Source organism: Streptomyces sp. NPDC021212 (assembly GCF_044332925.1).
In the GTDB taxonomy this organism is placed as follows: Bacteria; Actinomycetota; Actinomycetes; order Streptomycetales; family Streptomycetaceae; genus Streptomyces.
Genome location: NZ_JBIRPZ010000013.1, coordinates 178,985 through 195,862 on the forward strand (window position 1 = coordinate 178,985; position 16,878 = coordinate 195,862).

Here is a 16,878-nt window from a genome sequence, read left to right on the forward strand (position 1 = left end):
TTGAACTTGCGTTTCACACTGTGAGACGCGAGTATCGTTTCATGGACAACTCTAGCGGCGTCGGCGTTCTCGACAAGGCGGCTCTGGTATTGAGCGCTCTGGAGTCCGGTCCGGCCACCCTCGCGGGGCTGGTCGGGGCCACCGGTCTCGCGCGCCCCACGGCGCACCGACTCGCGGTCGCACTCGAGCACCACCGGATGGTGGCGCGTGACATGCAAGGCCGCTTCATCCTGGGCCCTCGCCTGGCCGAGCTGGCCGCGGCGGCGGGCGAGGACCGGCTGCTCGCCACCGCCGGGCCGGTCCTCACCCACCTCAGGGACGTGACCGGGGAGAGCGCGCAGCTCTACCGGCGCCAGGGCGACATGCGCATCTGCGTCGCGGCGGCCGAGCGGCTGTCCGGATTGCGGGACACCGTGCCGGTCGGCTCCACCCTCCCCATGAAGGCGGGCTCGGCGGCCCAGATCCTCATGGCCTGGGAGGAGCCGGAGCGGCTGCACCGGGGCCTTCAGGGCGCCCGCTTCACCGCGACGGCCCTTTCCGGCGTACGGCGGCGGGGCTGGGCCCAGTCGATCGGCGAGCGGGAGCCGGGCGTCGCGTCCGTGTCCGCCCCGGTGCGCGGCCCGTCCAACCGCGTGGTCGCCGCCGTCTCGGTCTCCGGACCGATCGAGCGGCTGACCCGCCACCCGGGCCGGATGCACGCCCAGGCCGTCATCGACGCGGCCGCGCGCCTCTCGGACGCCCTGCGCCGCGGGAACTGATGCCCGCCCCTTTTTCAGGGGCCCGGTTCTCCCCCAGCTCCCGCCGGGAGGTGCCCCCGGCCGCCCGGACGGGGTTACCCAAGCGCCATGGGCACGCCCCCTACGCGTCCTTCAGCGACAGCCGGTCGGCCGCGCGCTCGCCGCGGCGGCCGACCGGGACGACTCCGGTGGCCTTGGCCAGCCCGAACGCCGGCATGTCGTAGTAGAGCGCCTCGTGCGCACCGGCCGGTACGGCGTACGTCTCGTGCCAGATGCCGACCTTCCCCCGGCCCTCCCGCGCCCGCCGGTTGAACGCGGCCCACGCCGGGCGGTGCTCCTTGTCCTGCGCGGAGGCGTACGCCAGGAGCTTCTCGTGCGAGTCCCAGTACTGGACGACGTACACCACCCGGGGCGGGCCGACCAGCAGCTGGTAGCCCAGCAGCCCGCTCTCCTTGTCCCGTGACAGCTCGCGCAGCATCCGCGGCATGGCGTTGAACACCGGCAGCCAGCTGCGCAGCGCGCGGAAGCGGTTGACGCGCATCCCGATGAGGAAAACGGTCACCTCCCCCTCGCCCTCGGCGGTCATCCGGCCTTCGATCACATCGGCACCCATGGCGATCCCCTCGTTCCGACGTCGCGATAGATTGGGTAGTGCCACTATCCAATACTTGGATAGTGGCACTCTCCAACGAAGGACGCAAGGGAAGGCTGCATACGGCATGCGACTGGCGGAGCTGAGCGAGCGCAGCGGGGTGTCCACCGCGACGATCAAGTACTACCTGCGCGAAGGGCTGCTGCCGCCCGGCGAACGCCTCACCGCCACGAAGGCCGAGTACGGGGAGGAGCATCTGCGCAGGCTCCGGCTGGTGCGGGCGCTGATCCAGGTCGGCCGGATGCCGGTGGCCACCGCGCGCGAGGTGCTGAAGGCCGCCGAGGACGAGTCGCTGAGCCAGCATCTGCGGCTGGGCGCCGCGATCTGGGCGCTGCCGCACGACTCCGAACCCGATGAAGACGGTGCGGACGCCCCGGAGGCGGCCCGCGCCCGGGAGCAGGCGGACGCGCTGCTGGAGCGGATCGGCTGGGGCTGCAACCCGGAGACCGGGGCCCCCTCCCCCGCCTACCGGATGCTGGTGGAGGCCATCGCGTCGCTGGCCCGCCTCGGATACCCGCACGACACCGACCACTTGCTGCCGTACGCCCGACTGGCCTCCGAACTGGCCGTCCACGAACTGGATGTGGTGGAGACGTACGACACGCCGACCGAGCAGATCGAGGCGTCCGTCGCCCTGACCGTGCTGTACGAGCCGGTGCTGCTGAGCCTGCGGCGGCTCGCCGAGGCCGAGGAGTCCGGCCGCCGCTTCGGCGAGGCATAACGAGGGAAGGCCCTCCGTGTCACCACGGAGGGCCTTCCCTGTACGTACCCCCGACCGGATTCGAACCGGCGCTACCGCCTTGAGAGGGCGGCGTGCTAGGCCGCTACACAACGGGGGCCTGAATCAGCACATCCTGTACTGCGCTGGGCTACCAGGACTCGAACCTAGACTAAATGAACCAGAATCACTCGTGCTGCCAATTACACCATAGCCCATGGTATAGACCAGTACCCCCGACCGGATTCGAACCGGCGCTACCGCCTTGAGAGGGCGGCGTGCTAGGCCGCTACACAACGGGGGCCCTAGCGATCTCCGTAATACCTGGAGATCTGTACCCCCGACCGGATTCGAACCGGCGCTACCGCCTTGAGAGGGCGGCGTGCTAGGCCGCTACACAACGGGGGCCTGGTCTTGCTTGATCAAGAGATTCTCGACAAAATCGGGAAGATCTCTTGCTGGGGTACCAGGACTCGAACCTAGACTAAGTGAACCAGAATCACTCGTGCTGCCAATTACACCATACCCCACCAAAACGCCACCCCTGTCGGGGTGTTGTCTGGGTTACGCCTCCGTCCGGCCTTTCGGCCCGCCCGGGCGGCGCAGGAAGAACATTACCCGATGGTGGACGGGCCACCAAAACGGATTGCCGGGGTGGTGGCGCCGCGCACCGGGCACGCGGCGCACCTCCCGGCGTCAGGCGGACAGCTTGGCCAGTGCCGCGTCGATGCGGGCCAGTGTGCGCTCGCGCCCCAGGACCTCCAGGGACTCGAACAGCGGCAGGCCGACCGTGCGGCCGGTGACGGCGACGCGGACCGGGGCCTGCGCCTTGCCCAGCTTGAGACCGTGCTCCTCACCGGCGGCGAGGACGGCCTCCTTGAGGGGCTCCGCCTGCCAGTCGGTCCCGGAGATGTCCGCGATCTTCGCGCGGGCGGTCGCGAGCAGGGCGTCCGCGCCGGGCTTCATGGCCTTCGTCCACGATGCCTCGTCCTCCACCGGCTCCGCCAGGAAGAGGAAGTCGACGTTGGCGGTGATGTCGGACAGCACCGTCAGCCGGGTCTGGGCCAGCGGGGCCAGCGCCTCGAAGGCGGACGCGTCGAAGCGGTCCGGGGACCAAGGCGCGTGCGGGGCCTGGAGCCAGGGACCGCACGCCTCGATGAAGGTCTTGACGTCGAGCTGCCGGATGTGGTCCGCGTTGATCGCCTCGGCCTTCTTGAGGTCGAAGCGCGCCGGATTGGCATTGACACCCGAGATGTCGAACGCGGCGACCATCTCCTCCAAGGAGAAGACGTCCCGGTCGGCCGAGAGCGACCAGCCCAGCAGGGAGAGGTAGTTGAGCAGCCCCTCGGGGAGGAAGCCGCGCTCCCGGTAGAGGTTCAGCGACGACTGGGGGTCGCGCTTGGACAGCTTCTTGTTGCCCTCGCCCATGACGTACGGGAGATGACCGAAGGCGGGCACCAGGCCGCCCCCCACGCCGATCTCCGCGAGCGCCCGGTACAGCGCGATCTGGCGCGGGGTGGAGGACAGCAGGTCCTCGCCGCGCAGCACGTGGGTGATCTCCATCAGCGCGTCGTCGACGGGGTTGACGAGCGTGTAGAGGGGGGCGCCGTTGGCGCGCACGATGCCGTAGTCCGGAACGTTGTCCGGGGTGAAGGTCAGCTCGCCGCGCACCAGGTCGGTGAAGGTGATCGGCTCGTCGGGCATCCGGAAGCGGACGATCGAGGCGCGGCCCTCGGCCTCATGCGCCGCGATCTGCTCGGCGGTCAGCGTGCGGCAGGTGCCGTCGTAGCCGGACGGGCGGCCGGCCTTGCGGGCCGCCTCGCGGCGCTCCTCCAGCTCCTCGGCCGTGCAGTAGCAGCGGTAGGCGTGGCCGGCGTCGAGCAGCTTGGCCGCGACATCGGCGTAGAGGTCCATGCGCTCCGACTGGCGGTAGGGCGCGTGCGGGCCGCCGATCTCGGGGCCCTCGTCCCAGTCGAAACCCAGCCAGCGCATGGCGTCCAGCAGCTGCGCGTACGACTCCTCGGAGTCGCGCGCCGCGTCGGTGTCCTCGATGCGGAAGACCAGGGTGCCGCCGTGGTGGCGGGCGAACGCCCAGTTGAAGAGGGCGGTGCGGACCAGGCCCACATGGGGGTTGCCGGTCGGCGAGGGACAGAAACGAACCCGCACGGGGGCGGGGGAGCTTGCGCTAGCCACGCTTGATCACCTTGTTGGTGAGAGTGCCGATGCCTTCGATGGTGACGGCGACCTCGTCGCCGACGGTGAGCGGGCCGACGCCCGCCGGGGTACCGGTGAGCACGACGTCGCCGGGGAGCAGCGTCATCGCCTCGGTGATGTGCACGATGAGGTCCTCGATCGAGCGGACCATCTCGCTGGTGCGGCCCAGCTGCCGCTGTTCGCCGTTGACGGTGCACATGACCCCGAGGTCGCCGGCCCGCTCCAGGTCGATGTCGGTCTCCACCCAGGGGCCCAGCGGGCAGGAGCCGTCGAAGCCCTTCGCCCGCGCCCACTGCTTCTCACTCCGCTGCGCGTCGCGCGCGGTGATGTCGTTGCCGCAGGTGTAGCCGAGGATGACGTCGGCCACGCGCTCGCGCGGGACCTCGCGGCACATCCGTCCGATGACCACGGCCAGCTCGGCCTCGTGGTGCACCTCGGAGGAGAAGGAGGGGTAGGCGATCGGGTCGCCGGGGCCGATCACCGAGGTGGACGGCTTGAAGAAGACGACCGGAACGTCGGGGACCTCGTTGCCGAGTTCGGCGGCGTGCTCGGCGTAGTTGCGGCCCACGCCCACGACCTTGTTGGGCAGGACGGGCGGCAGCAGCCGGACCTTGCTGAGCGGGACCTTCTGCCCCGAGCGCTCGAATTCGGCGAAGGGGTGTCCCTTGATGATGTCGACGACGGGGCCGCCCTGGTCGGACGGCTCGCCTTCGACCACTCCGAAGGCGACGTTGCCATCGATGGAGAATCTGGCGATGCGCACGGGAAGCTGGTGCCCCTTAACTGAACTCGCTGGAGACTGACGCTCCAGGCTATCGCCCCGCCTCCCGCGCGCCGCCGGGTCGGCTCGGCCGTCCCCGGCACGGGACGCCGGCCGGGGGCACCTCCCAGCGGTAGCTGGGGGAGAACCGAGCCCCAAAGCAAGGGGCTCAGTGGCCGGGGGCCTCGGTCAGCACGGTGCGCCGGGGGTTGGCGGTCTGGGTGGGCAGTTCGACGGGGTGCTCAGGCTGGTCGCCCTGAGCGCCGGTCTCGGTCCGCAGCTCCTCGGCGTCCCCGAGATGGGCCAGGGTGGTGCGCCGGGGGTTGGCTATCGTGCGGAACATCATCGTCGTCTTCACTGGGTTTACGCCTCGCGTGGTTGTCGTATGCACTGGTGGTGTAAAGCGTCAGGCTAGGTGCGGCCTTGCCCATGGAATCGCGGAAAAAGTCTCGAGCAGCATGTGATTTTGCTCACGAGTGATCCGGCAAATGCCGCATTAACGACACGCTCTTCGCGCCTCGAAACGGACATTGCATCCCCGAACCAGACGTTCCGCTCTCGATCATCGCTAGCCGGGCACGCCGCGGCCGCGATCGACTCGTTCACAAAAGTCCGTTATCGCAGACATGACTTTCTACGTCCGGTAATAGATCCCGCACTGAGCGTCACGCGCGTCACAGCCTTACCGCTTGCCCTTGTTGCAGCATCCGGCACTGTGCTGGAATTCCCGGGACCGCCGTGGGAATCAACCGGCGCGCATGGGGGCGCAGGACACAGAGGCGCCGAGCGGCGGGGGCTCCTCTTGTCGATATACGAAAGGAAGCGCGCCGGTCACTCACGACCGAAATGGGGGGCCGCGGTCCCCTCGACTCGACACCGCTCCACCGCTGACCCGGTGGAGCGCCTGGTCCAGAGGTTGCGACGCTAGTGCAGGGACGTTTCAAGAGGGATGGTATGGAGTCTCCCCAGGCCCGCCAGGGCCGCGGGGAAACTTCGGCGGACCCGGAGCCGCGCGGTGGGACCGACCGCGGCTCCTCGCCTCAGCGTGCCCAGGGCGGCGGGCGGCCCCCGGCCGACCAGGGCCCCGAGGCCGGCTCCAAGAGCGCTACGAAGACCAGCGCGCCCAGCGGTGGCGGCGGCACTGCCGAGGCCGGCACGCCGACGGCACCCAGCGGGCCCGGCGCCAAGATGGCCCTCAAGAACTGGCGCATCAGTACCCGGCTGGTCTCCCTGCTGGCGCTCCCGGTGGTCGCCGCGACCACACTGGGGGCGCTGCGTATCGACACCTCGCTGGACAACATTCAGCAGCTCGACCAGATGAAGCTGCTCACCGAGATGACGCAGCAGGCCACCCAGCTGTCGAACGCGCTCCAGGCGGAGCGGGACAAGTCGGCGGGGCCGCTGGCGAGCAAGGGCAACGAGAAGGACGACGGCGTCGTCTCCACGCGCGAGGACACCGACCGCGCGATCGCGGCCTTCCGCAAGGCCACCGACAACGTCGAGCCCGGTGACCAGTCGATGGCCGGTGTGCAGTCCACGCTGGTCAACATCGACCGCCAGCTGGGCAAGATCAACGATATCCGTGACACGGCATATGACAACAACCAGTACTACTCGCTGACGGTCCAGGACTACAACGAGCTGATCACCTCGCTGCTGTCGCTGTCACAGGACATGGCCCAGGCGACCAGCAACCGCGCGATGATCAACAACACCCGCGCGCTCGCCACCTTCTCCTCCGCCAAGGAGTACGCCTCCATCCAGCGCGCGCTCATCAGCGCCGCCCTCGCCGACCCCAAGGGCGCCGAGTTCTCCGCCAACGACAGCCGGTTCGCCAGGACCGCGGTCGACAAGGAGAACGAGGCACTGGGCAGCTTCAAGCAGATCCGCCAGGGCAACTCCGAGGACCTGCTGGAGCCACTGGACAGCCGCCCGGACATCAAGGCGGCGACGATGTACGCCGACCGGGCGGTGCGCGACCCCGATGGCCTCAAGGCCGAAAAGCGCACCTATCTGGACTGGTACGACCAGGACAGTATCAAGATCGACGAGATGGGCAAGATCGAGCAGACGCTGCTCAGCGAGATGACGCAGAAGTCTCGTGAGCTGCGCAACTCCGCCCAGCAGGACGCCGTCCTCAACGGTGCGCTGATCCTGCTCGTCCTCGGCGTCTCGCTGATCGGCGCGTTCGTGGTGGCCCGCTCCATGGTCCGCTCGCTGCGCCGACTCCAGGACACCGCGCAGGACGTCGCCGAGAAGCGGCTGCCCGAGCTGGTCAAGCAGCTGTCCGAGTCCGACCCGCAGGACGTGGACACCTCCGTCGAGTCCGTCGGTGTGCACAGCCGGGACGAGATCGGCAAGGTGGCCGCGGCCTTCGACGACGTGCACCGCGAGGCGGTCCGGCTGGCCGCCGAACAGGCGCTGCTGCGGGGCAACGTCAACGCGATGTTCACCAACCTCTCGCGCCGCAGCCAGGGCCTCATCCAGCGTCAGCTCTCGCTCATCTCCGAGCTGGAGAGCCGCGAGGCCGACCCGGACCAGTTGTCCTCGCTGTTCAAGCTCGACCACCTCGCGACCCGCATGCGCCGTAACGGTGAGAACCTGCTGGTTCTCGCGGGCGAGGAGCCCGGCCGTCGCTGGACCCGGCCGGTCCCGCTGGTGGACGTGCTCCGCGCGGCCGCCTCCGAGGTGGAGCAGTACGAGCGCATCGAACTCAGCTCGGTCCCGGCGACCGAGGTCGCGGGCCGGGTCGTCAACGACCTCGTGCACCTGCTCGCCGAGCTGCTGGAGAACGCCACCTCCTTCTCCTCGCCGCAGACCAAGGTCAAGGTCACCGGTCACGCGCTGCCCGACGGGCGGGTGCTGGTCGAGATCCACGACACCGGTATCGGGCTCTCGCCCGAGGACCTGGCCGCGATCAACGAGCGGCTGGCCTCGCCGCCCACGGTCGACGTGTCGGTGTCCCGGCGCATGGGCCTGTTCGTGGTCGGCCGGCTGTCGCTGCGCCACGGCATCCGCATCCAGCTCCGGCCGTCCGACTCGGGCGGTACGACGGCGCTGGTCATGCTGCCGGTGGACGTCGCCCAGGGTGGCCGCAAGCCGGCGCCGCAGGGCGCCGGCGGCAAGGCCGGCGGGCCCGGCGGCCAGGGCGGTCCGGGTGCCGGCGGGCAGGGCAACGCCTCGGCGGGACTGCTCGGTTCGTCGCCCTCGCGACGGCAGGTCCCCGGCGCGGGTTCGCGCACCGCGCTGCCCGGCAACGGCGGCGGCAATGACGGTGGCCTTCCGGCCCGGCCGGCGGGTGCCGGTGCGGGCCCGGGTGCCGGCGCGGGTCCCTCCGGCGGTGGTGCCCCCGCCGGCCCGAACCTCTTCGAGGCGCCCGGCCGGTCGGCCGCCCCACCACGGAACGAGCCCCCCGCCGGGCCCGGCAGCGGTGCCGGTGCCCCCTCGGGCCGTCCCCCGCTGCCTACGCGCGGCGACCAGGGGCCGACGGTCGCCCCGCCGACCGGCGCACCCAGCCGTGCCGACGCCGGCGACCAGGGCAACCGTCCGCAGCTGCCCTCGCGCGACCCGGCACGTGAGCTTCCCGGCCCGCAGGCGCCCGGCACCAGCTGGGGTGCGCAGCCCCAGGACGACTGGACGGCGGGACCGCGGGACGCGGGCGACCGGCCACGCGGCCACGAGGAGCCCGAGACGACGGGCCAGTTCGCCCGCCCGGACCTCGACCCCGCCGGGGGCGGGCGCCGCGATCCGTTCGGCAACCGCGGCCCCGGCGACACCGGTGAGCTGCCCCAGCTGAGCGACGGCCCCAACCTGTTCGAGCCGCGCCGCGGCCCGGGCGACACGGGCGAGTTCCCGCGTCCGGACTTCGGCCGCGGCCCCGGCGACACCACCGAGTTCCAGCGCCCGGACTTCGGCCGCGGCCCCGGCGACACCACCGAGTTCCAGCGCCCGGACTTCGGCCGCGGCCCCGGCGACACCGGCGAGTTCGCCGTACCCGGCCAGGAAGGCCGCGGTCCGGGGGACACCGGGCAGTTCAGCCGCCCCGACTACGGCCCCGGCGACACCGGCGAGTTCGCCCGGCCGGACCTGGGCCAGGGGCCCGGCGACACCGGCGAGTTCCCGCAGGTGCGGGACGACCGGAACGAGCGCGGCGGCCGTCGGCCGGACGACACCCTGCCGCCCGCCGGTCCCGGCGACGGCCGGACGCCGATATTCGACACCATCGAATCCACCTGGCTCCACGGCCAGCCCGAGGCCCCACCCGCCCAGGCTCCCGAGCCGCCCGCGTCCGGGCAGCCCACCTCGGCGGTTCCGCCCGCCCGGGGCCGCGAGCCGCGGCAGCCGTCCTGGAACACCGGTGAGTACAACACCGGTGAGTACAACGGTGTCGGGGCAGGCGGAACCGGCGGCGACACCCTCGGAGCCCAGCGCGGCGGCGGCACCAACGGCGCCGATTTCCACGGGCTGGGCGGTGGACCCACGCGGCAGTCGTCGGCCAACGACGAACGCTGGCGCCGCGCCGGCCAGATCCGTGAGCCCGCCGCCGGCGGTATCACGGCGTCCGGCTTGCCACGGCGCGTGCCCCGCGCGAATCTCGTGGAGGGTGCGGCACAGCCGTCGCACCAGCCCGAGGAGGTGGGGCCCCAGGTGTCTCGCGCTCCCGACGATGTACGCGGGAGGCTGACCAACCTCCGCCGGGGGATTCAGCAGGGTCGTCGGGCCGGTACCGGTTTCGACGACAATCATGATCGCGGCGTAGGCCCGACTTACCAGCAGGAGCGTTAGTTGAGCCCGATGAGCCAGGCGGCGCAGAATCTGAACTGGTTGATCACCAACTTCGTGGACAACACCCCCGGGGTGTCCCACACCGTGGTGGTCTCCGCCGACGGACTCCTTCTGGCGATGTCCGAAGGCTTCCCCCGTGACCGAGCCGATCAACTGGCGGCGGTCGCCTCCGGCCTGACCTCGCTCACCACCGGAGCCTCCCGCATCTTCGAAGGCGGCACCGTCAACCAGACCGTCGTCGAAATGGAACGAGGCTTCCTCTTCATCATGTCCATCTCCGACGGCTCCTCCCTCGCCGTACTCGCCCACCCGGAGTGCGACATCGGTCTCGTCGGCTACGAGATGGCCCTGCTCGTCGATCGCGCGGGCAACGTCCTCACCCCCGACCTGCGCGCCGAATTGCAAGGCAGCTTGTTGAACTGACCCACCGACCGCCCGCCCGGCCGTCAGGCCGGGCGCCCCCCACCGGCACCGACCGACGGCACATGTCGTCACCTTGTTGTCCGACCGGAGGACTCATGACCCCGCCCCCTGCCTCGACCGGCCCGTACGGCGGCCATCACCACACGCCGTACGGGGGTGAAGGCGACCAGCCATTGGTGCGTCCCTACGCCATGACCGGAGGCCGGACCCGGCCGCGCTATCAGCTCGCCATCGAGGCACTGGTCAGTACCACGGCCGACCCCGCGCATCTGGCGGGGCTGCTCCCCGAGCACCAGCGCATCTGTCATCTCTGCGGGGAGGTCAAGTCGGTCGCGGAGGTGTCGGCGCTGCTGAACATACCCCTGGGGGTGGCGCGGATTCTGGTGGCCGACCTGGCGGAGGCCGGCATGGTGGCCATTCACCAGCCCGGGGGCAGCTCGGAGACGGGCGGTACGCCGGATGTGACACTGCTCGAAAGGGTGCTCAGTGGACTTCGCAAGCTCTAGCGGCGGCGCCCCGCCGGCCCGCGCGACCACCTCGGCGAAGATCGTGGTGGCGGGCGGCTTCGGCGTGGGCAAGACCACGTTCGTCGGCGCGGTCTCGGAGATCAACCCGCTGCGTACCGAAGCCGTGATGACCTCCGCCTCGGCGGGCATCGACGACCTGAGCCACGTGCAGGACAAGACCACGACGACCGTGGCGATGGACTTCGGCCGCATCACGCTGGACGACGATCTGATCCTGTACCTGTTCGGCACGCCCGGCCAGGACCGGTTCTGGTTCATGTGGGACGACCTGGTCCGCGGCGCCATCGGCGCCGTCGTCCTCGTCGACACCCGGCGCCTCGCCGACTGCTTCCCCGCAGTCGACTACTTCGAGAACTCCGGCCTGCCCTTCGTCATCGCCCTCAACGGCTTCGACGGACACCAGCCGTACAACCCCGAAGAGGTCCGCGAGGCCCTGCAGATCGGCCCGGACACCCCGATCATCACCACGGACGCGCGCCACCGCAGCGAGACCAAGAGCGCCCTTATCACATTGGTCGAGCACGCGCTGATGGCCCGGCTCAAGTAGGGGCAGATCGCCGGAGGTTGTCCGGCGACAAAGGTACGAGCGGGCTGTGTCCAACGACACGGCCCGCTCGTACCTTCATAACGTTTCGACAGAGAAAAACATGGCCCGTCGCCACGGAGCGCACGCGGCCGACTCCGTTGCGCGTTCAATCGATTCGGCATTTGACATGGCTCACCCTTAACGCCCGTTTTATCTCTGGTCTAGACAACAGACTGAGCGGTTTGCGTAGTGTTTGGAAAGCACCTGCGGGCCGTGCTGGAATTCGTTGAACTGGGCAGTAAGGGCTCAACTGGGAACGGCACGAGATCGGTGCCGACGCCGAGAGGTTTTGGTCGAGTGAGGCGAAGCACGCCGGACCCTGCGCAAGAAACGCGAGGGAACTTCACCCCGCCGCCGCGTACACGCACAGCGGCACCGCCCGCAGATGCGTCGGATCCGCCCGCCCCCACCGGTGGCCGGATCACCCCGCGGAACTGGGGGGTGCGCACACGGCTGTACGCCATTTTGCTCATCCCCGTGCTGGTGGCCCTGGTCTTCGGTGGCTTCCAGGTGTCGGCGTCGGTCACCACCTGGAACGAGGCGCAGGACGCGGAGCGCACCGCCAAGCTGGTCCGGGCCGCCGAGACCTACGCCCACGCCCTGGTCGACGAGCGCGACCGCACCGCCGGACCGCTGCTGACCGGCACCAATGAGGACGTGGTGCGCAAGGTGCGCGCGACGACCGACGCGGCGGCGAACGAGTTCGACAAGGCGGCCGCCGACATGCCACAGACGGAGACCCTCAAGCGCCGCCTCAAGGCGTTCCAGTCGACGGAACCCCAGCTGGCGGCGCTGCGGCGGAACGCCTACACCGACCGGTTGGGCGCGGTGAAGACCGAAGAGGGGTACGTCGGCGTCGAGCACGGGCTGATCGAGTTCGCCAACGAACTGGGCCTGGGCACCGGCAACATCACCTCCTACGGCCGCACCGTCTACGCGGTCTCGCTGGCCAAGGGCGCCGAGTCGCTACAGCGTTCCATCGGCACGCATCTGCTGGTCAAGCCGGGTCCGTCGGCGGCCGACCGCAAGACCCAGCTGACCGCTTTCGGCAGCTATGTCTACCTGGAGGGCATCGCCCTCGGGGAGTTCAACGCCGCCGGCACCCCGGAGGACGTGACCCGGCTCGAGGACACTCTCACCGCGGCCAAGAAGCGGGCGCAGGCGCAGAGCGCCGCGGCCAAGCAGAAGGCGGAGGCGGCGGGGAAGACGTACACCGAACCGCCCTCCATGGACCGCATGGTCCAGGCCATTGCCGGTGGCTCGTCACCCGAGAAGCTGGCGGAGCGGGGCATCACTCCGGACACCTGGTTCGCCGCGTCCACGGTCAAGTTCGACGCCTACCGCGACGCCGAGCAGAACCTCGTCGACAAGGCCGTGAACGAGGCATCGCAAATCTCCGCGAACGCAAAGCAGGACACGATCGTGAACGCCGCGATCGTGCTCGTCGCGCTGCTCGTGGCGTTCTTCGTGGCCGGCCGGATGGCCCGCTCGATGAGCCACAGCATGCTCCAGCTGCGCAACGCCGCCTTCGACGTCGCCGAGCAGCGGCTGCCCATGGTGGTCGACCAACTCTCCCGTACGGACCCGGGCCGCGTGAACACCCGGGTGACCCCGATCCCGATCAACACGCGGGACGAACTGGGCGAGGTCGCCCGCGCCTTCGACCAGGTGCACCGTGAGGCGATCCGTCTCGCGGCCGAGCAGGCGATGCTGCGGGGCAACGTCAACGCGATCTTCACAAACCTTTCCAGTCGCAACCAGGGCCTGATCGAGCGGCAGCTCACCCTGATCTCCGAACTGGAGAGCCGGGAGGCCGATCCGGACCAGCTGGAGCACCTCTTCCGGCTGGACCACCTGGCCACCCGTATGCGGCGCAACGGCGAGAACCTGCTGATCCTCGCGGGCGAGGAGCCGGGCCGGCGCTGGAACCAGCCGGTGCCGCTGATCGACGTGCTGCGCGCCGCCTCGTCCGAGGTGGAGTCGTACGAGCGGATCGAGCTGGCCGGGATCTCCGAGAGCGAGATCCATGGCACCGCCGTGACCGACCTCGTCCATCTCCTGGCCGAGCTGCTGGAGAACGCCACCACCTTCTCCTCGCCGCACACCAAGGTGCGGGTCACCGCGACCCGGCTGCCGGACGGCCGGGTGGTGGTCGAGATCCACGACAAGGGCATCGGCCTGACCGCCGAGGACTTCGCCGACATCAACCACAAGCTGGCCAAGCCGCCGGTCGTGGACGCCGCGGTCTCCCAGCGCATGGGCCTGTTCGTGGTCGGCCGCCTCGCCGACCGGCACGGCATCCGGGTGCAGCTGCGCCCGGCCGGTGAGCAGGCGGGCACCACCTCGCTGGTGATGCTGCCCGAGGCGATCACCCACGGCGGTGGCGGCGAGGAGCTGCCGCAGGACGACTTCACGGTCTCCCGGATCGCCCCGGAGCCGGAGCCCGAGCCGCAGCCCATGTACACCCCCGAGGACGCCGCCCTGTCCTCGCGTACGGCCGCCGAGCTGGGCTTCGACGACTCCTCGTACGCCCAGGAGCAGCTCCAGCGGCAGTACGGCGGGCTGCAGGCCATGCAGCACGAGCAGGAGCCGCGGCACGACCCGGCCGAGCCGAATCTGCTGGCCCAGCCCGGTCCGGCACCGGCCGGTCCCGGGTACCAGGATTCCGCCTTTGCTGAACCGGAAGCGAACTTCAGCCCCCGGACAGAGCCGGAACAACAGCCGTATGTTGGCTATAACTCTCCTGCCCAGCAGGGAGAGTGGGGCGATTCCGGATCTTTTGAAAATCCCTTCGCGTCGCAGTTCGGGACGCAAACGGAATCGGGACCCGGCGGTCCCGAAGTTTCCCAGGACCGCGTAGAGTTCCACCGTCCGGGCCCCTCTCCGAGTGGCGTCCACTCGATGACCGACGCAGGGCTACCGCGTCGCGACAAGCAGTGGCAGCCGTCCGAGGAGACAGGGGCACAGGCGGCAGTCGGGGAGCCGGCGGCGGCTGCGGCGCCGGAACGGCCGATGCAGACCCCGCAGGAGGACGGTAACCGGTGGCAGTCGGAGAACGACCAGCGCTGGCACCGCGCCGAACAGCTCCGCGAGCCGAAGGCCGGCGGAGTCACCTCCTCCGGTCTGCCCCGGAGGGTGCCCAAGGCCAACCTGGTCGAGGGTGCCGCGGAGCCCACCGGACAGGGCGGCCCCCAGGTCTCCCGGGCCCCGGAGGACATCCGCGGCAGGCTCAGCAACCTGCGCAGCGGAATCCAGCGGGGACGCGACGCGGGATCCGGGATCACCCCGCGTGACCAGCATGACCAACAGGGCTTCGGCCCCGGCAGCACCTACGATCAGGAGCGTTAGTGTGAGCCCGATGAGCCAGGCGGCGCAGAACCTGAACTGGTTGATCACCAACTTCGTGGACAACACCCCCGGGGTGTCCCACACCGTGGTGGTCTCCGCCGACGGACTCCTTCTGGCGATGTCCGAAGGCTTCCCCCGTGACCGAGCCGATCAACTGGCGGCGGTCGCCTCCGGCCTGACCTCGCTCACCGCCGGAGCCTCCCGCATCTTCGAAGGCGGCGCGGTCAACCAGACCGTCGTCGAAATGGAACGAGGCTTCCTCTTCATCATGTCCATCTCCGACGGCTCCTCCCTCGCCGTACTCGCCCACCCGGAGTGCGACATCGGTCTCGTCGGCTACGAGATGGCCCTGCTCGTCGATCGCGCGGGCAACGTCCTCACCCCCGACCTGCGCGCCGAATTGCAAGGCAGTCTTCTCAACTAGCAAACATGGAGTGCGTTTCGCGCCACCGCGCCATAGGGTGCGGTGGCGCGACCGGCCGACAGGCACGTTGGAGTTGGAGGAGGAAACGTGGCAACGCCCCCTAGCGGATATCCGTACGGCCATGGGCAGCCGTCCGAACCGCGCGGAGAAGCCCCGATGAAGCGCTTCAACTTCCCCTCCGCGCCCAGCCGCCAGGCCCGCTCCCCGTACCCGGGCGAACCGTCCCGGGATTACTCCGGCGAGCAGCCGCAGGAGCCCATGCCCCCGCAGCCCTGGACTCCACAGGGCCAGCAGGACCTCTACGCGCCCTCCTACGCGCCTCCCGAGAGTCCGATGTACGAACCACCGCAGCCACCCCGCATCCAGCCCGTACAGCCGCCTCAGCGCCTCGCTCCGGAACCTTCCCCCACGGGCGGCGCGCATAACCCCCTGGTGCGCCCGTACGCCATGACCGGGGGCCGGACCCGGCCCCGGTACCAGCTCGCCATCGAGGCACTGGTACACACCACGGCCGATCCCACCCAGCTCCAGGGCCAGCTGCCCGAGCATCAGCGGATCTGCCACCTGTGCCGCGAGATCAAGTCGGTCGCCGAGATCTCCGCACTGCTCACCATCCCCCTCGGCGTCGCCCGGATCCTCGTAGCCGACCTGGCCGAGGCCGGGCTCGTCGCCATTCACCAGCCCGGCGGCGACGAGTCCGCCGGCGGCCAGCCTGACGTGACACTGCTCGAAAGGGTGCTCAGTGGACTTCGCAAGCTCTAGCGGTGCAGCCCGCTCCACCACCTCCGCGAAGATCGTGGTGGCGGGCGGCTTCGGCGTGGGCAAGACCACGTTCGTCGGCGCGGTCTCGGAGATCAACCCGCTGCGTACCGAAGCCGTGATGACCTCCGCCTCGGCGGGCATCGACGATCTCACCCACGCGCCGGACAAGACCACCACCACGGTGGCCATGGACTTCGGCCGCATCACGCTCGACCAGGACCTGATCCTGTACCTGTTCGGTACCCCCGGCCAGGACCGGTTCTGGTTCATGTGGGACGACCTGGTCCGCGGCGCCATCGGCGCCGTCGTCCTCGTCGACACCCGGCGCCTCGCCGACTGCTTCCCCGCAGTCGACTACTTCGAGAACTCCGGCCTGCCCTTCGTCATCGCCCTCAACGGCTTCGACGGACACCAGCCGTACAGTCCCGAGGAGGTCCGTGAGGCCCTGCAGATCGGCCCCGACGCGCCGATCATCATCACGGACGCGCGCCACCGCAGCGAGGCCAAGAGCGCGCTGATCACGCTGGTCGAGCACGCGCTGATGGCCCGGCTGCGTTAGCCGCTTCCGGTTCCGGCGGGCCCCAAACCGCCGGAACCGACCGGGACGCGTCGGCACCGGACACCGAAAATCCCCCGCCCTCCGATGGAGGACGGGGGATTTCGCGTGGTGCGCGTCGGACGCTCCGGGGCGTCAGCCCTGCCAGCTGTGCGGGGCGTTGAACGCCGGGCGGCGCTCCAGCCGGCGCCAGCGGGCGGCGCTGCGGCGCGGGCGGTCCGCGGCGCCGTCGCGGGAGTGGCCGGCGGTGGCGGCCGCGCGGGCGAGCAGCACGGCGGTGACGGCGGCCAGCTCCTCGGCGTCGGCGTGGCCCTTCTCGACCCGGACCAGGGTGGCCGCCGCGGCGGCGGTGTCGGCGATGTCGGTGGGCGTGCTCACGGTGTCTT

15 protein-coding genes and 5 tRNA genes are annotated in these 16,878 nt (G+C 70.2%); 10 read left to right on the forward strand and 10 right to left on the reverse strand.

All coding sequences use genetic code 11. The features are described from left to right. Positions 1 to 41 precede the first annotated feature (41 nt). Positions 42 to 758 carry an IclR family transcriptional regulator NdgR gene (gene ndgR, locus ACH4SI_RS31585; protein WP_055547339.1) on the forward strand — a complete coding sequence of 239 codons (717 nt, stop codon included), beginning with the start codon at positions 42 to 44 and terminating at the stop codon, positions 756 to 758. Between the two features lie 100 nt (positions 759 to 858). Here the strand turns inward: ndgR and ACH4SI_RS31590 are convergent, their stop codons facing one another. Continuing rightward, positions 859 to 1,350, reverse strand: coding sequence for a DUF4188 domain-containing protein (locus tag ACH4SI_RS31590; RefSeq protein WP_398301719.1), 492 nt, complete (start codon positions 1,348 to 1,350; stop codon positions 859 to 861). 106 nt (positions 1,351 to 1,456) lie between these two features. Between ACH4SI_RS31590 and ACH4SI_RS31595 the strand changes: the two genes are divergently transcribed. After that, on the forward strand, positions 1,457 to 2,110 hold the full coding sequence (locus ACH4SI_RS31595; RefSeq protein ID WP_398301721.1) for a MerR family transcriptional regulator: 654 nt from the start codon (positions 1,457 to 1,459) through the stop codon (positions 2,108 to 2,110). A gap of 45 nt (positions 2,111 to 2,155) precedes the next feature. Here the strand turns inward: ACH4SI_RS31595 and ACH4SI_RS31600 are convergent. From ACH4SI_RS31600 to ACH4SI_RS31635, 8 genes are all read right to left on the reverse strand, one after another. After that, positions 2,156 to 2,228 (reverse strand) — tRNA-Glu (locus ACH4SI_RS31600). 25 nt (positions 2,229 to 2,253) lie between these two features. After that, positions 2,254 to 2,325 (reverse strand) — tRNA-Gln (locus tag ACH4SI_RS31605). 13 nt (positions 2,326 to 2,338) lie between these two features. Continuing rightward, positions 2,339 to 2,411, reverse strand: a tRNA-Glu gene (locus ACH4SI_RS31610). A gap of 31 nt (positions 2,412 to 2,442) precedes the next feature. Next, positions 2,443 to 2,515 (reverse strand) — tRNA-Glu (locus tag ACH4SI_RS31615). A gap of 50 nt (positions 2,516 to 2,565) precedes the next feature. Continuing rightward, positions 2,566 to 2,637: transfer RNA gene (locus ACH4SI_RS31620), tRNA-Gln, on the reverse strand. Positions 2,638 to 2,803: 166 nt separating this feature from the next. Next, the gene (gene gltX / locus ACH4SI_RS31625; protein ID WP_398301723.1) at positions 2,804 to 4,300 is read right to left on the reverse strand and encodes a glutamate--tRNA ligase; all 1,497 of its coding nucleotides are present in this window, start codon (positions 4,298 to 4,300) and stop codon (positions 2,804 to 2,806) included. Further along, positions 4,293 to 5,084, reverse strand: coding sequence for a fumarylacetoacetate hydrolase family protein (locus tag ACH4SI_RS31630; protein WP_398301725.1), 792 nt, complete (start codon positions 5,082 to 5,084; stop codon positions 4,293 to 4,295). Before ACH4SI_RS31630 ends, gltX begins: the two co-directional genes overlap by 8 nt. A gap of 166 nt (positions 5,085 to 5,250) precedes the next feature. After that, a complete protein-coding gene (locus tag ACH4SI_RS31635) occupies positions 5,251 to 5,439 on the reverse strand; it encodes a hypothetical protein (protein WP_398301727.1) in 189 nt (62 codons plus the stop codon). A gap of 596 nt (positions 5,440 to 6,035) precedes the next feature. Between ACH4SI_RS31635 and ACH4SI_RS31640 the strand changes: the two genes are divergently transcribed. From ACH4SI_RS31640 to ACH4SI_RS31675, 8 genes are all read left to right on the forward strand, one after another. Further along, the gene (locus ACH4SI_RS31640; RefSeq protein WP_398301729.1) at positions 6,036 to 9,866 is read left to right on the forward strand and encodes a nitrate- and nitrite sensing domain-containing protein; all 3,831 of its coding nucleotides are present in this window, start codon (positions 6,036 to 6,038) and stop codon (positions 9,864 to 9,866) included. A 9-nt stretch (positions 9,867 to 9,875) separates the two neighbouring features. Further along, the gene (locus ACH4SI_RS31645; protein WP_009714791.1) at positions 9,876 to 10,289 is read left to right on the forward strand and encodes a roadblock/LC7 domain-containing protein; all 414 of its coding nucleotides are present in this window, start codon (positions 9,876 to 9,878) and stop codon (positions 10,287 to 10,289) included. Positions 10,290 to 10,384: 95 nt separating this feature from the next. Beyond that, positions 10,385 to 10,795, forward strand: coding sequence for a DUF742 domain-containing protein (locus ACH4SI_RS31650; protein WP_055547352.1), 411 nt, complete (start codon positions 10,385 to 10,387; stop codon positions 10,793 to 10,795). After that, the gene (locus ACH4SI_RS31655) at positions 10,776 to 11,363 is read left to right on the forward strand and encodes a GTP-binding protein (RefSeq protein ID WP_398301732.1); all 588 of its coding nucleotides are present in this window, start codon (positions 10,776 to 10,778) and stop codon (positions 11,361 to 11,363) included. The genes ACH4SI_RS31650 and ACH4SI_RS31655 overlap by 20 nt, the downstream gene beginning before the upstream one ends. Before the next feature lie 336 nt (positions 11,364 to 11,699). Beyond that, positions 11,700 to 14,750 (forward strand): nitrate- and nitrite sensing domain-containing protein, encoded by a 3,051-nt coding sequence (locus tag ACH4SI_RS31660; protein WP_398301734.1) that lies wholly within the window; start codon positions 11,700 to 11,702, stop codon positions 14,748 to 14,750. Between the two features lie 10 nt (positions 14,751 to 14,760). After that, positions 14,761 to 15,174 (forward strand): roadblock/LC7 domain-containing protein, encoded by a 414-nt coding sequence (locus tag ACH4SI_RS31665; RefSeq protein ID WP_009714795.1) that lies wholly within the window; start codon positions 14,761 to 14,763, stop codon positions 15,172 to 15,174. A gap of 87 nt (positions 15,175 to 15,261) precedes the next feature. Continuing rightward, positions 15,262 to 15,936 carry a DUF742 domain-containing protein gene (locus ACH4SI_RS31670; RefSeq protein ID WP_398301736.1) on the forward strand — a complete coding sequence of 225 codons (675 nt, stop codon included), beginning with the start codon at positions 15,262 to 15,264 and terminating at the stop codon, positions 15,934 to 15,936. After that, the gene (locus ACH4SI_RS31675; RefSeq protein ID WP_078510301.1) at positions 15,917 to 16,495 is read left to right on the forward strand and encodes an ATP/GTP-binding protein; all 579 of its coding nucleotides are present in this window, start codon (positions 15,917 to 15,919) and stop codon (positions 16,493 to 16,495) included. The genes ACH4SI_RS31670 and ACH4SI_RS31675 overlap by 20 nt, the downstream gene beginning before the upstream one ends. A 132-nt stretch (positions 16,496 to 16,627) precedes the next feature. Here the strand turns inward: ACH4SI_RS31675 and ACH4SI_RS31680 are convergent, their stop codons facing one another. Beyond that, on the reverse strand, positions 16,628 to 16,870 hold the full coding sequence (locus ACH4SI_RS31680; protein ID WP_398301738.1) for an acyl-CoA carboxylase subunit epsilon: 243 nt from the start codon (positions 16,868 to 16,870) through the stop codon (positions 16,628 to 16,630). Positions 16,871 to 16,878: the final 8 nt, after the last annotated feature.